The following is a 15,603-nucleotide window of genomic DNA, read 5'->3' as shown; positions in this document are numbered from 1 at the left end:
AGATCAGCACATAAATAAGCGTATTATGACGTTTGTCTGAAATTTTTCGATGATTTATCTATGTTCGAAGCTTCATTTTCTTTTGATTGCCGTGATAAACAAATTCTTGTTGTAGAAGATGAATACGATATTGGGGACATTATTGAACAATATTTAAAACGTGAAGGCATGCGAGTTATTCGGGCAATGAATGGTAAGCAGGCAATCGAAATTCACGCATCACAACCGATTGATTTGATCCTACTTGATATTAAATTACCTGAACTTAATGGTTGGGAAGTACTCAGTAAAATTCGACAAAAAGCACAAACGCCCGTCATTATGCTGACTGCATTAGATCAGGATATTGATAAGGTGATGGCCTTAAGAATCGGTGCGGATGATTTTGTGGTTAAACCTTTCAATCCGAATGAAGTGGTTGCACGTGTGCAGGCTGTTTTAAGAAGAACCCATCAAAACCAACAAGCTGCTGTCAAAAATCTGTTTTATAAAAATATTGAAATCAATACAGAGATTCATAGTGTCTATATCAATCAGGTAGATAAGAAAATCTTACTCAACCTGACGTTAACGGAATATAAAATACTACTCTTAATGATTAATCAGCCACATAGGGTATTTACACGCGGTGAATTAATGAATCAATGTTTACCGGACAGTGATGCTTTAGAAAGAACGGTTGATAGCCATGTCAGTAAACTAAGAAAAAAACTAGAAGAGCACGGGCTTGAACAGATGTTAATTAATGTCCGTGGTGTGGGATATAGGTTAGATCATCCACAAGAATAATAATTGGATATAAATAGGCTGACATGATGCAATTTGAGATACGACAATGAAAAATAAATTAGGAATTAATAAGCAATTTTTTATTGCTTTTAGTATGGTGAATTTAAGTATCACTTTATTGTCTGTATTTCTAGGCTATGTTGTTTATAACTATGCAATTGATCATGGCTGGATTTCATTAAGTTCCCTGCAAGGAGACTTTACAGATTTCCATCTGGTTGACTGGATTTGGCTAGGTACAGTCATTTTATGTGGTTCAATTATTTCTTTAATTATTGGGATGCAGTTAGCAAAAAGATTTATTGTGCCCATTAATTCATTGGCAGATGCCGCGAATAAAATTAGTGAGGGTGATTTGTCTGCCCGAGCAAATGATCAAAAAGTCCACTCCACAGAGATTTATACATTAATTTTAAATTTTAATGATATGGCTCAAAAACTTGAAAGTTCTGTACACAATGCACAAGTATGGAATGCTGCTATTGCCCATGAATTAAGAACACCAATCACAATTCTGCAAGGTAGATTACAAGGGATTGTAGATGGAGTTTTTAAAGCTGAGCCTGAACTCATCCGAAGTTTGTTGAATCAAGTAGAGGGACTATCGCATCTTGTAGAAGACTTGAGAACATTGAGCTTATTTGAAAATAAACAGCTTAAGTTAAATATTGAGTCAGTTGATTTTTTGAGATGCGTTGAAAAAGTAATACGGATGTTTGATGAAAAACTTAGACAATCAAATTTTAATATAACTTATGATATTTCTAATGAGCTGGTATCTTGCGATGCAAGACGTATGGAGCAAGTTTTAATCGCGTTGATTGATAATGCAATTAGATACTCTAATCCTGGAGTTTTAAAAATTAAGTCTTCAGTTGAACAAGGACAATGGATTTTAGAAATAGTCGATGAAGGTCCGGGGATTCCAGTTGAATATCAAAAAGAATTATTCAATCCTTTTTATAGAGTGGAGCAGTCCAGAAATAAAGCTTTAGGAGGAACAGGGTTAGGTTTGGCAGTTGTCCAAGCCATTGTTTTAGCTCACTCAGGCACCATTCGATATGAAAATCAGAATCCAAATAGTGCTTTTACTATTCAATTAAAAAACAATAATTTAATATAAAATATTTATAACTTTCAATAAAAGAAAGAAACTTCTATGAATAGAAATTTCTTTCTTTTTGATATTTTAGTTCTTAAGCTTTATATGATTCCTGTCGTTTTAAAATCCTGAACATTTAACATATCGATTGGACTCATCATTTTACCTTCATGTTCGACAAACCCAACAAAGGTTGTGCTCATGTTCCAGCCGAGCAATCCTCTTAGCTCATCTGGAAAGCTTTTAATTGTTTCTGTCGATAGAGATAAATAATGGTTTTCTTCCTGTCGTAGAAAGCCGAGATCATAAGACATGGTTAATCCTATGCGAGGCGCATGGCTTACATTAGCTCCGCCGCCATGATAGGTAGAGCCAATCCATATTAAAGCATCTCCAGCTTTCATTTCAGCCGCGATCGTTTCGTCTTCTTTAGGTACTCTTTGATCATCCCACAAATGGCTGGCAGGGATGACGCGTGTAGCACCATTTTCTTCAGTAAAATCAGTGACGGCAAACATGATTTGTACCCTAGCTTCACGACCATAACCTGGATGTTGCCACATCCATACCGTATCGTCACGATGTAAAGGTTGTGCTTTTTGACCGGGCCAAATCTGAATCGCTTGAGTCACACCAACCTGAATGTCTGGATATAACTCAATTCTATTTTCACCACTCCAAGCTTGTAGTGGGGTTTGGAGAATCGCTTTTGCTGTATCTAAAAATACTGGATTCATTGCCACCAATGGCATTTGTGGCAAGCGTGCAAATAAACGGCTCATTCGGCGGGTCTTCGTACCCGCAAAATATTCATCTTCTCCGTCTGGAATCAGCTCTAATTGCTTAGATAATGTTTGATAAATATCTTGGGTACTTTCATCATTTAAAAAATTTTCAATGATGACACCACCATCTCTTTTAATAATCGAAACAATTTCATCGATTTGTGTATCTTTGCTTAATTTGACGAGTGACATAAGATTTCCTTATCCATCCTGATTGAGAATATTCCAAAGCATTTAAATGAACTGCTTTGTTGTGCGATTGGTTTTTATACATATCTCTTCAAATTTCGTATTCATTGTTACAGCCCACTAAATTTTGAGACTGTCGTAGAATGCTATGAGCTTATGTATGTATTTGAATTAAATGCTTTTCTATAATGAAAATTTATAAACTTTCATTTCTATTCGTTTGTGAAGCAAGAGCTTTCTTCAAGAAACTAATCTGATCGTTGAGTACAGTCCCATGCCATGATTCAGTGTAGAAATCAAAATGATCAATTGGATATTCCAATAATTCAGCGGGGCCTTGAATCAGATTTGCAGTTTTTCGGGCAGGGTCAGGTGGTGCAATCTGGTCATTCGAACCAACTTGTATCAAAGCAGGGCACTTAACGTTTTTTGCAAAAGTAATGGGGCGGTTGTATGAGACTTCCAGAGCTGCACGAGCGCAGACTTCATTACGCCAAGTTGGACCAGCCATTGCGGTATAACTTTCTTCAGCACCAGGTGTACTAATCATCGCTGCTGTACCAGGCTGCCCAACAATTGGAATGAGATGCGGAGGGCGTTGAGCTATGGCATGCATTAAATCTTTTATGCCATGACCTATTGCAGTCGTTATCTGTTTTATTCCTCCATATTGGAATACCTGTTTTAAAGCAGCTAAACCATCTGTAGCAGGGTTCATTGATATGACAGCTGATATTTTAGGGTCTTGTGCAGCAACGACAACAACATGACCACCCGAATACGAAGTACCCCATAGTACAATCCGATTGCGATCAACGAGTGGCAAACTTCGTGCAGCTGCAATCGCTGCATGGTAATCCTCACGTTGGTTAATATAGGATACATGTTGTCTAGGTAAGCCCGCTGATTCGCCAAATCCACGATAATCAAATACGAATGTATCAAAACCTGCTTGGCTGAACGGCTCGGCAAAATCTAATAATCCTGTATCTTTTGTACCACCAAAGCCTGTTGCCATAACAATGCAAGGTCGTCCTCGAGATGTCATAAACTCTTCTGAAGTTGCAGGGATATACCATGCAGAACAAGTAATTCCTTTACTTGTAAATTTAATATTTTCCATCATATTTTTCCCTAATTGATTTTTGTCTTTGCTTTTCGGTTTAGAAACAAAAATGCATATTTGTTCGTGATATTAAGCTTGGATTTTGATCTGTTCTGGTATCGTTTCTGTGGTAACAACGCTGGGTTTTTTCTTAGGCTTAATATTTGTAAAACATAGTTCTTTATCAAAAACTGGACCTTTACGAAGTCGTTCAACATCGAATTTATAATCTTGTTTTACAATCCATGGACCTTCTGTACCTGCCATTGGAAATTGTGCAATGCTTCGTTGAATGTAGCCTGAGTTCAAATCTACAAATGGAACACGTTTCATGTTTTTATTACTAATTACAGGTGTGAATGTTCCATACTTATTTTCATCCATGTAATCCAGTAATCTACAAAAGTGTTTCCATACCAAATCAACTTTTAAGGTCCATGCAAGATTGGTGTATCCGAATGCGAAGGCAAAATTGGGAATATTGGATAACATCATCGATTTGAAAATCGTGGTATCTGGATAATCTATTTTTTTACCATCAACAGCTAATAGGGTTTTGCTAAATACAACTGCATTTAGACCTGTTGCGGTCACAATAATATCGGCTTCTAATGTTTTACCTGATTTAAGTAAAATGCCATCTTTGGTAAAACGCTCAATATGATCGGTTACTACAGAAGCTTTCCCAGCAGAAATGGCTTTGAACATATCTCCATCAGGTACAACACATAAACGTTCATCCCATGGATTGTATTTCGGTGAAAAATGAGTGGCGACATCAAAGTCTTTTGGTAAATTTCGTTGTACATCTGAGATTAAAAAGCGACGCATCAGCTTCGGAAAGCGACGACTTAAATTGTAGACTCCTCGAGTCAAGGCAATATTTTTACGGCGGATAAGATCGAAAGCACGTTGTGGTGAAAGAACACGATTGAGTGCGTTCGCGATTGCATCTGTACTTGGCGCTGCCATGACATAACTTGGTGATCTCTGAAGCATGGTAATATGCCCCACCTTTTGAGCCATCGCAGGAATTAAGGTAACGGCTGTAGCGCCACTACCAATGACTACAACTTTTTTGCCAGAATAATCTAGGTTCTCTGGCCAATGTTGAGGATGGATGATTTGTCCTTCAAATTCCTCGGCCCCCTTAAACTCAGGTGTATACCCGTTATCATAGTCATAATAACCTGTACTCATCAGTAAGAAGCGGGAGCGGAAAGTGGTTAAAGTTTTTTGATCTTTACGCTTCACCTTAACTGTCCAAAGACCTTCAGTAGATGAGAATTCGGCACTTGTCATATAATGGCCAAATCGAATATGAGATTCAATTTCGTTCTCTGTGATCGTTTCTTTTAAATAATTACAGATCATTTGAGCACTGCCAAAAACCCTTTTATTGGTCCAAGGCTTAAAGCCAAATGCAAAAGATTGCATGTCTGAATCTGAGCGAATGCCTGGATAACGGAACAGGCTCCATGTGCCTCCAATTTCGTCACGACCCTCTAGCATAGTGAATGTTGTATTCGGTCTATATTTTTTTAAATGGTAGGCTGCACTAATACCTGAGATCCCTGCACCGATAATTAAAACATCAGTAATATCAATTTGATCTGATGTACTCATATCTTTTTCCTCTTCACACAATTTTAATAAATTGAGCATCAGTTAGATTATCTAAGATGATGATTTTTATAATCTTCATCTTCCCTGATGAACAAAGTCCTTGATCCAATCCACTTTCACTTCGATTTAAATCTAAGTGAGGTTTAGGTATGTGTGAATATTATTAAGCTAATAATTACACACTGTCAATGACTACGTGTAATTATTGCTTGCAACATAGATAGACTAATTATTACCGTCTTGTGGAGGAAAAATTTTTTAATTTAAGGTTTTGATTTTTATAAATTATATTTTGTTTTTAATTAAGTGATTTCTTCTTGTATTACGTCATTAGGATATGTGATAAGAGGGGATAAAGACTTGTCGAAAGATTTTTTAATACCTACAATGACGCCATGCTAAAAGGAAATAGGACAATATGACAACCTCTCGCCGTAGACCTAAACATGATCCAAAAGAATCTGAGCGAGAAATATTAGAAGCTGCTGAACAGTTTTTAAATGAGCATCATTTTCGTGACCTCAATATTGATGAGGTCATGCGACGTACAGGTTTAAAACGTCCGGCTTTTTATGTCCATTTCCGTGATAAACACGATCTCACGCTTCGTCTTGTTGAAAATATCGCTAGAGAATTGTTCAATATCACAGAACGGTGGTTGGCAGGAAATAATCTTCAAGACGATCTGGAGCGTGCCTTAGTCGACTCTATAAATGTCTATATAGAACATGGTCGTTTATTAAGGGCCTTTGTCGAAGCGGCAAGTGGAGATGAACGTGTTGATAGCGTCTATCGAACTATAATTCAAGACTTTATCAAGGCCGCTGCTCAACATATAAGAGCAGAACAGCAAGCAGGAAATATTAAACAAGATTTAGATGTCGACGAAACAGCGAAAGCGCTGATCTGGTTGGAAGAGCGTTATCTTTCAGAAGCATTCGGGCGCTCATCTCCTGTAGAACCTGAAGTCGTTATCCGTGTACTTCGAAATATTTGGACTTCAACACTTTACGTGAACAAATAAAAATTCCACCTATAAGTTTAATCGATTTTAGATTTAAAAATATTTTACTTATCAGTTGATTATATTGAAAATTATAAACCAAGCTAACAGATTTCCTATTAATTACACAGAGTCATTGACATGATGTAATTAATTTTGTAGCTTGTATTTTGTTCACCAAAGTTAGTCACAATAATTGAAGTGAATGAATAAATTGCTAGGTAATGAGCGATTTAAAAAAATTATAATTTAAGGATAAATAATGGAAAAATCTCTAAACAAGGATTGTGCTGAGTTAAGATTGCACTTGGAAATCGTAAAAAATACTTTCGGAAACGACCCAAATAAATATTTCTTTAGCCGAAAATTTCAGGTGAAATCTGGGTTAATGATATTTAGCGTAATTGGTATTTGTTTTAGTAGTTATAGTCACGCTTCAGCACTTGACCAGTCAGGGCAGTCAATACTGCCATTTTTAGAGGCTGGTAATTATGTAGAAGCAAATGCTTTCGCTGTTGATCCTTCTGTTTCTGGCGTAGTTCATGATCGTCCAGATCTTGTTCGACATAACCAGAGTCGTAATACAGGAGATATTGGGCAAGACAATCAATTTTATACTGCTGCATTAAAGCTACAACTTACAGACCAATTCAGTTTTGGTTTACTTTACGATCAGCCTTTTGCTGCAAAAACAGCTTATCCACTTCTTCCTAATAATAGTTATTCAGATGATGCCAGCCGTGAAGGTACTTCTGTAAATGTAAAAAGCCAAAATTTAAGTTTTATTTTGGGTTATTCACCTATTAAAAACTTTCAAGTTTATGGCGGACCTGTCTATCAAACTGTAGAAGGTGATGTCTCTTTCAGAGGAATGGCATATACCGAAGCTTTTAATGGATACAATGCTAAATTTAAAGAAAAGGGAGAATTGGGTTGGCTCGTAGGAGGAAGTTATCAAATTCCGGAAATTGCACTTAAAGCGGCTGTAACTTACCGTTCAAAAATTAAATATGATTTTCAAGTAGATGAAAACATCTTTGGTGAGCCATTAAAATATACTGCGCCAGCAAAGACAAAAGTCGAAACGCCTCAATCAGTAAATATAGATTTTCAAACAGGTATTGCTGAAAAGACGCTTGCTTATATGAGTCTGAGATGGGTGAATTGGAAAAAATTTAATATTCGTCCAGTGCAATACGATGCTCTTACTGCAAACTATATGGATACATTAACTGGAGGAGCATACAAACAAGGCATTGATTTGGATTCTTACCAGAAAGATCAATATACAGTGACTCTGGGACTGGGACGTCAGTTAACTGAACGTTGGAGCATTGCATCTGATATGGGGTGGGACTCAGGTACGGGTAATCCTGCTTCAACGCTTGGACCAATGAAAGGCTACTGGTCTTTTGGTCTTGGTGCTCAATTTAACCCAACGCCTAACTATTTTATTGCTGCTGGCGTAAAATATTTCTGGTTAGGAAATACTAAAGCTGAAGGTGGTGGCTATTATTTACCAATCGAAGGTATAAAAGAGTTTTCAGAGCAGGCTGAGTTTAAAAATAATCACGCAATTGCATATGCGTTAAAATTTGGATATCGGTTTTAAATTGGGAAGAGTAGTTAAATTTAACTACTCTTATTCTAAAGCTTTAATTAATCTTTACTTAAGAATATCCTTAATTATGTAATTAAATGAAAAACAATAATTAATTAAATAATTTCTAGCCAATTTCACATTGACACCTTAATTTTTGAAGATTACCATTTGCCTGCTGGCCACATTGCCAGTCGGTTTTAGCAGACCGCATAATAACTCCCGCATCAGAGCCATTCCTTCTGAGGAATAGCCTTGTGTGGTGAACTACTCGTTCCCTCCCGTAGCGGTAGGACGGGAGAGGGACACCTTCGGGTGTGCTAGTTTGAGTTATTACTAGTCTGCTAACCCTCTTCCGTTCTGCCACCATAATTTAAAATGTCTGGCAGAACTCCCCATAGAAGGAGTTGGCTTTGCACATTCATTATTTCTTGGCAGTCCTTGCCAAAAGCTATAACGACACAACTTAAAAATTTAAAGCAGCTTGATTACCCAAAGGTTTTCAGGCTTTAAGTCATTACGGCTCAAAAAACTTGCATCAACAATAAAACTTGAGATGTGCCAAGCACAGTCTTACGGCTTTGCTATGCCTTTTTTCTCCCAGAAAAGTATCTCTTTAAGAAACAACAAGAATTTATAACGGTAAAACTATGTCAGATTTAGAAATCTCTTCCAAAAAATTACAGGTTATTCGTACCGCGATACGCTTATTTACCACCTATGGTTTTCAGACAGCGGGAATAGACCTGATTGTGAAAGAGTCCGAAATAACCAAAAGCACTTTTTATCATTATTTTCAGTCCAAAGAGCACCTGATTGAAATGTGTATCGCCTTTCAAAAGAGACTCCTTAAAGAACAAGTGCTGTCAATTATTTATTCAAACCGATACTACACTTCAAGCGATAAACTCAAAGAAATTGTGCGTTTACATGTCTGCTTTAATAGCCTGTACCACTTATTACTCAAAGCCATATTTGAAATTAAACTCGTTTATTCGCAAGGTTACCGTATGGCGATTGAATATCGAAAATGGCTACTTCATGAGATTTTTGATCTGATTTTTAGTCTAGAAACTTGTGCAATAAAACCCGATGTCAACATGGTGTTAAACCTAATCGATGGCTTGATGATGCAATTTCTAAGTTCCAATAGTTTGGAAGAAAGAGATGTCATGCTAGAGCTATTTTTCAAAACAAGCCCTTGAATATAAAAAATAATTTAAAAAGATGCTGTGACGAGTAAACCAGAAGTGCCGTGCGATCAGCCTAAAAAATTAATGTTTTGACTTTTTGGGGAGAATATTGTTATTTTATTTTTTACGTTATTCATAAATTAATTACGAATAACGTAATTAAAATGAAAATAATTGAAAGCGCAACATGGAGAAGGGATGACCATGAAAGAAGTTGCATTAAGTGATTTGATCAATCAGCAGAAAGTTGGACGCTATCAGAAATTTATTTTGTTTACCTGTTTATTGCTGATGATTATGGATGGATATGACATTCAGTCTATGGCTTACGCAGCTCCAATGATTATAGAAGAATGGGGCGTTCATAAAACCATGTTAGGCGTTGTGTTTAGCGCCAGCTTATTTGGTTTGTTTGTCGGATCATTTTTATTAAGTTCACTTTCCGATCGATTTGGCCGTCGCCCCATATTACTGATCTCAACCTTTATGTTCTCCATATTGATGCTGGTCACACCACATGTCGGCAATATTGAGCAATTGACTGCAATCCGCTTTGTTACAGGAATTTTTTTAGGAGGCATCATGCCAAATGTTATGGCTTATAGCTCCGAAATTGTTCCATATAAATCTCGTATTTTCACCATGATGGTCATTTCTTGTGGCTATACGGTCGGGGCAATGTTGGGAGGAGGCATATCCGCCTTATTGGTTCCTTGGGGAGGATGGCAGGCGATTTTCTATTTTGGTGGTATTGTTCCTTTAATTATTTTCTTTATCACGTTGTTTAAGCTGCCAGAGTCTTTATATTTTTTAAGTGAAAATAGTAAAAACACGCCCAAAATTTTGTTTTGGTTAAAGAAATTTTATCCTGCATTAACATTTAATTCAGAGATGAAAATCATTAATAGGACTGAAGTTCAGGTTAAGAAGTCACCGCTTGAGTTATTTAAAAATAAGCGTGCGTTTTTTACCTATTCCATCTGGATCATCAGTATTTTAAACATGATCAGTCTCTATTTTCTGGCGAACTGGCTACCGACTTTGTCTAAAGAGTCAGGGCTTTCATTAAATCAGGCATTGATGATCGGCTCCACTCTACAATTAGGCGGTACGATTGGTAGCATTGTAATGGGCCTTAAAATCGATAAGACCGGATTTTATAAAGTATTAATTCCTGTTTTTTTGGTTGCAGTGATTAGTGTTGCTTTAATTGGCTATGCTGTTAGCCATATCGTTTTATTATTTTTCATCATTTTTATTGCTGGCTTTGCGATTGTTGGTGGGCAACCTGCCATTAATGCGCTGTCTGCAAGTTATTACCCGGTTTCACTTCGTACCACTGGGGTGGGCTGGAGTATTGGGATTGCCCGTTTGGGTTCGGTCATTGGGCCGTTATTTGGTGGCTATCTTTCTCAATTTCTGGTCATTACCCATTTATTTGTAATTGCTGCAATACCTTCGTTGTTCGTTATTATCATGCTGATGATTCAGGCGAAGTATCGGTCATAGCGCTACAAGAGAATGAGTGGGAGAGGTTGCTTGAGTATTTCTTCCTGCAATTAGATATGTGAGAGTCGAGAGGGCTCTCACATTTAAACTTGATTGTGCCAAGCTAGTTAATCAAATCTTTACAGCTCTAGATATTTTTTCAAATAGTGACCTGTGAATGATTTTTCTGAGAAGAGCAAACTAGTAACAGTTCCTGAGAACACCAATTCACCACCTTTGTCACCAGCTAATGGACCAATATCAATAATCCAATCTGCTTGGCTAATAATGTCTAGATTATGTTCAATAACGATGATCGTATTACCTTTTTCAACTAAGCTATTTAATAAACTAATCAATTTTTCAGTATCAGAAGGATGTAAGCCTGTACTCGGCTCATCTAATACAAAAATATTATCTGTTTCATTGAGCTCTTTTGAGAGTTTTAATCTTTGGCGCTCGCCACCTGAGAAAGTATTTAAGCGTTGGCCAATTGCAATATAGTCTAAGCCCAAGCTTACCAATGAATTAAATTGCTGCTGTAAATTACGATCTTCAAAAAAGTGGCTGGCTTCTGTAACTGTCATTTTCAAGATTTCAGCAATGTTTTTATCTTTATAGTGATACTTTAATACCTCTGGGGCGTATCCTGAGCCGTGACAAAGGTCGCATGTCATTTCAACATCATCTAAAAATGCGAGTTCAATTTTCTCGATACCTGATCCTTTACATTGAGGACAGGCACCTTCACTGTTAAAACTAAACAACTTAGCACTCACTTTATTTGCTTTTGCAAATAGCTGACGAATCGGATCAAGGAGATCTAGATAGGTCAGTAAATTTGACCGAATGCTTGCAGTAATTGCAGATTGATCAATCACTTTTGTTTCAGGATATTGTTGCGGCAAGACTTTACTGATTAACGTACTTTTTCCAGAGCCCGCAACACCTGTAATAACGCTTAGACAATTTTTTGGAATATCGACATCAATATTTTTTAGATTAAATAAATGGGCATTTTTAATCGAAATCCATTCATTACTCATACGTGGTGTTTTCTTATATGTATTTGGTCTTTTAAAAAACTGGCCTGTTAAACCTGATGAGTTCTTTAATTCTTCGAAAGTTCCTTGGTAAATGATTTCACCACCATTGACACCAGAAAGAGGACCCATATCAATGACATGATCAGCTGTTCTAATAAGATCAGGGTCATGTTCAACCAGTAAAACACTATTTCCTTTATCTCTAATCTTTTGAATGATTTTAATAATATTATCTAAATCTTTTGGATGCAGCCCAATACTTGGCTCGTCAAAAATGTAGAGTAGATCAACTAGACTATTACCCAAATGTTTAACCATCTTAATTCGTTGTGATTCACCGCCCGATAATGTATTGCTTACACGATTAAGATTTAAATAACTGAGACCAACTAAGTTTAAGTTGCTCAGCTTATTAATGAGCTCATGTAAAACGGTTTCAAATTTCTCACTTTTTATGGACTCTATAAACTCTAAAAGCATTGATACAGATAGAGCTGTACATTCAGCAATATTTTTACCGTTAATCTTACAAGATAAAGATTTTTGATTAAGTCGTTGGCCTTTACACAAAGAACATTCTTTGGTTGTAATAATTTGCTCAAGCTTATGCCCATAACGATTTCTTTCCCGTGTTTCTCCTTTTAGAAAGTTACGTTCAAATCTGGTCACCAATCCTTCGTAAAGTGCAGTTTTTCTCCATTTACTTGTTGGATTCAACGGTTTGTGTTGAGGGGCATACAACAACAAGTCCCATTCTTTTTCACTATAATCTTCTAATTTTTTATCTAAATCGAAATAACCTGAATCTGCATATCGAGTCCAACGCCATGCTGTAGGTTGATAGGTAGGAAAATTGATAGCACCTTCTTCATTTAAGGATTTATCTAAATCTAATATTTTATAAATATCAATTGTTTGCTCTAAACCAATACCTTCGCATTGTGGACACATGCCATTGGGATGATTAAAAGAAAAAACATTCGAATATCCAACAAATGGTTCACCCATACGTGAAAATAATAAGCGAAGATTGGCATAAATATCTGTAATTGTTGCAACGGTTGAGCGGATGTTACCCGTTAAACGCTTTTGATTAATAATGACAGGTACATTTAAATTCTCAATTTTATCAACATCAGCCACACCAAAATGCTGTAAACGATTGCGGACAAAACTATCTTGAGTTTCATTAATTTGTCTTTGTGCTTCTGCGCCAATGGTTTCAAAAACTAAAGAAGATTTACCCGAGCCAGAGACACCAGTAAAGACAACAATTTCATGTTTTGGGATTTTTAATGAAATATTTTTAAGGTTATTGTGTCTGGCTCCATAAATATTTATTGTTCTTTTAGTCATGTGTGATCACTTGAACTTAGGGATTTATAGTAAAAGTAAAATAAAATTTCTGAAAAGCGTGTAGATGTTTCTTAAATGAATTGTTTAAATATTCAACTTATAGGGCTTAATTGTTAGGAAGCTATTACATATTTTCCTACTAAAGAAGAGTGGTGGCAAACCACCACTAATTAAAATGCTGAAGTTAGAGTTTTGATCGCTACGATTTCTGTTTTGCTTTTTGGCGTAAGACATACAAATATAAGCTTTCTACTTTTTCACGTGCCCATGGTGTGGTACGTAAGAATCGTAAGGATGATTTAACACTTGGATCTATGCAAAAACATCTAATTTCAATTTTACGACTTAAGCCTTCAAATCCACCGTAGTATTCCAATAATTCATCCAATATGTCAGCAAGTTTTTTGCCGTGTAAAGGGTCATTGGAAGCATTCATAATAGATCAACAATATTTTGAGAGTCCCTTATTATAACCTGAGCTAGTTGGAAAATGAGAAGAATTGCGAAAACACATCCCAAAGCGTATTCGGCTGTAATTAATTATCAAAACTGGCTAATGTGATAGAAATCTAAAGAATAGCTGTACGCACGTACTATATCAGTTTTTCTAAGCCTGTAAAGGGTGTTTTTAAAATATATTTATAAATTTCAATAAGATATAAATACTTTGTGTATTAAAATTTAGCCTAAGCAAATTAATAACTTTAATGCTCAAAAGGCGATTTAGAGAAAGAAATCTGTACCGCAGTAGCCAATAGCCAAAAATGAAGCCCGTAAAGGTGGTAAGTAGCTTACGCGTTCTAGCTAGGGCAAATTAAAAATAATGACATTTTGTAGAAGGCTGCCTAGAGTGTTTTTCTGGCTAAGATTAGAAATAGGGTTAGTCAATTTAAGTTGTTAAGAGTGCCACGGCTAGTAAGTTGCTTGAGCAGCAGATACAGTTGAAGAAGCTTTTAATAATTCAGTGTAGTGAAGCGTAAACGGCGAAGTAACAATGCAGAGTAGCCAGAGCCTTATCTATTGTAGGTTTCCAAATCTTCTATTTAACATAATATACATTATGCGAACAATTATATAATTTACTATTAAGTCTCTGATGCTATTGAATTTTTAGCCCTAGCACTTTCTTCTAAGTGTAACGCCTTACCATCACACCATTACGATAAATATTGCCGTGCTTAATGATAACCTCAAGGGATTTCTTTACTCAGATAATATTTATAAAACTAAATTAATTGATGACGCTTTTCATCAATTTTAGCTGCCCACGCATATAGCACCATTTGCTTAAGTCCACGACCAAACTTCTTTAACTCTAAAAAGCTAAATGAATATTCATTATGGTTTTATCTCAAATACATGTGTTTCTTTAAATAATTTTTAAAGATGTTGCGTCTGAATACTGCTATGCTTTTCTCTAGTTCATATTTCTAATTGATATTGTTCATTCTTAAAAAATCGTACATATTTAAATTGTAGTCAGAAAACTATATTTTACGCCTCAATACATTGAAAAAGTGTGATGAGTTTCAATGTATTTTTGGTGCGTAATAATTTTTAATAAATAAAGTGAAATTAATTTTTAATTAATTTCTAATAAAGTTAAATTGGTCACATTTTAAATAAAATTGGTATCTTATTACTCTGTAGTAATTTTGCAATATAAATATTAGAGGTAAAATAATAAATTACATATTTATTAAATATTTAATCATATATCATATGATGTTTTTATATCGCTCTGTTTGTTTATTAATCTTTAATTTTTAAAATCATATAAATATCAATAAGTTAAATTAATTATTTTATTTTTAAATAATTACATGGATTAATATAGTTGAAGAATTCTAACTATTACATTATTTAAAATAGTTAATGTGATTTATATCACATGAAAATTAATAATTTTTCTTGATTTAAACTTAATGATTGTTTTTGAATTAAAAATATTGTATCAAATATATATAAACTATTTTATAAATAGGTATATAAAATGAAAAATAATATTTTTAAACTTCTTATTCTGATGGTGCTTTCCACTTCCCCATTATTTTGTTATGCAAATAACACAATAATGATAAGAGGAAATATTGTTGAAGATACATGCTCAACACAACATAGCGAGATAGAATGTGTTGAGGTAAACAATTTAAATGTTAAACTTGATAGTGAATATTTAAATAAAAATAGCCTTTCTAACTTAGCTCAACATACTGAGAAAATGGACACTAGCATTGAAAGTATAGGCTCTAATCGCAAAGTGGTGGTTATCAATTATCACTAACTTACTAAGGCGTAGCTTTTGAGGCTATTCCTATAAT

At 35.4% G+C, this 15,603-nt stretch carries 12 protein-coding genes; 7 read left to right on the top strand and 5 right to left on the bottom strand.

Annotation, left to right across the window (positions count from 1 at the left end):
• Positions 1–60: 60 nt before the first annotated feature.
• The gene (gene adeR, locus ACS125_RS13505) at positions 61–789 is read left to right on the top strand and encodes an efflux system response regulator transcription factor AdeR (protein ID WP_443272655.1); all 729 of its coding nucleotides are present in this window, start codon (positions 61–63) and stop codon (positions 787–789) included.
• Positions 790–835: 46 nt separating this feature from the next.
• Positions 836–1,912, top strand: a complete 1,077-nt coding sequence (gene adeS / locus ACS125_RS13500) for a two-component sensor histidine kinase AdeS (protein ID WP_443272654.1) — start codon at positions 836–838, stop codon at positions 1,910–1,912.
• 80 nt (positions 1,913–1,992) lie between these two features.
• Here the strand turns inward: adeS and ACS125_RS13495 are convergent, their stop codons facing one another.
• From ACS125_RS13495 to ACS125_RS13485, 3 genes are all read right to left on the bottom strand, one after another.
• Complete coding sequence (locus ACS125_RS13495; RefSeq protein WP_443272652.1) at positions 1,993–2,868, bottom strand: phytanoyl-CoA dioxygenase family protein; 876 nt, start codon at positions 2,866–2,868, stop codon at positions 1,993–1,995.
• A 193-nt stretch (positions 2,869–3,061) separates the two neighbouring features.
• The gene (locus ACS125_RS13490; protein WP_443272650.1) at positions 3,062–3,988 is read right to left on the bottom strand and encodes an alpha/beta hydrolase; all 927 of its coding nucleotides are present in this window, start codon (positions 3,986–3,988) and stop codon (positions 3,062–3,064) included.
• A 72-nt stretch (positions 3,989–4,060) separates the two neighbouring features.
• Positions 4,061–5,596 carry a flavin-containing monooxygenase gene (locus ACS125_RS13485; protein ID WP_443272648.1) on the bottom strand — a complete coding sequence of 512 codons (1,536 nt, stop codon included), beginning with the start codon at positions 5,594–5,596 and terminating at the stop codon, positions 4,061–4,063.
• Between the two features lie 418 nt (positions 5,597–6,014).
• Here ACS125_RS13485 and ACS125_RS13480 point away from each other — a divergent pair, with 418 nt between their 5' ends.
• The 4 genes from ACS125_RS13480 (at position 6,015) to ACS125_RS13465 (ending at position 10,901) form a co-directional block, all read left to right on the top strand.
• On the top strand, positions 6,015–6,620 hold the full coding sequence (locus ACS125_RS13480; protein WP_151962838.1) for a TetR/AcrR family transcriptional regulator: 606 nt from the start codon (positions 6,015–6,017) through the stop codon (positions 6,618–6,620).
• Between the two features lie 241 nt (positions 6,621–6,861).
• Positions 6,862–8,211 (top strand): outer membrane protein transport protein, encoded by a 1,350-nt coding sequence (locus tag ACS125_RS13475; protein ID WP_443272645.1) that lies wholly within the window; start codon positions 6,862–6,864, stop codon positions 8,209–8,211.
• A 638-nt stretch (positions 8,212–8,849) separates the two neighbouring features.
• A complete protein-coding gene (locus ACS125_RS13470) occupies positions 8,850–9,404 on the top strand; it encodes a TetR/AcrR family transcriptional regulator (protein WP_443272643.1) in 555 nt (184 codons plus the stop codon).
• Positions 9,405–9,596: 192 nt separating this feature from the next.
• Positions 9,597–10,901: an MFS transporter gene (locus tag ACS125_RS13465; RefSeq protein WP_443273981.1), complete on the top strand. Its 1,305-nt coding sequence runs from the start codon at positions 9,597–9,599 to the stop codon at positions 10,899–10,901.
• A gap of 119 nt (positions 10,902–11,020) precedes the next feature.
• Here the strand turns inward: ACS125_RS13465 and ACS125_RS13460 are convergent, their stop codons facing one another.
• Complete coding sequence (locus tag ACS125_RS13460) at positions 11,021–13,282, bottom strand: ATP-binding cassette domain-containing protein (RefSeq protein ID WP_443272641.1); 2,262 nt, start codon at positions 13,280–13,282, stop codon at positions 11,021–11,023.
• A 199-nt stretch (positions 13,283–13,481) separates the two neighbouring features.
• On the bottom strand, positions 13,482–13,718 hold the full coding sequence (locus ACS125_RS13455; RefSeq protein ID WP_312823216.1) for a VF530 family protein: 237 nt from the start codon (positions 13,716–13,718) through the stop codon (positions 13,482–13,484).
• A gap of 1,557 nt (positions 13,719–15,275) precedes the next feature.
• On the opposite strand from ACS125_RS13455, the gene ACS125_RS13450 reads away from it, so the two are divergent.
• Positions 15,276–15,566, top strand: coding sequence for a hypothetical protein (locus ACS125_RS13450; RefSeq protein WP_004792375.1), 291 nt, complete (start codon positions 15,276–15,278; stop codon positions 15,564–15,566).
• The last annotated feature ends 37 nt before the right edge of the window (positions 15,567–15,603 follow it).

Source organism: Acinetobacter sp. PFS20, from assembly GCF_052261015.1.
In the GTDB taxonomy this organism is placed as follows: Bacteria; Pseudomonadota; Gammaproteobacteria; order Pseudomonadales; family Moraxellaceae; genus Acinetobacter.
This window is presented reverse-complemented; position numbering and strand designations above follow the sequence as displayed.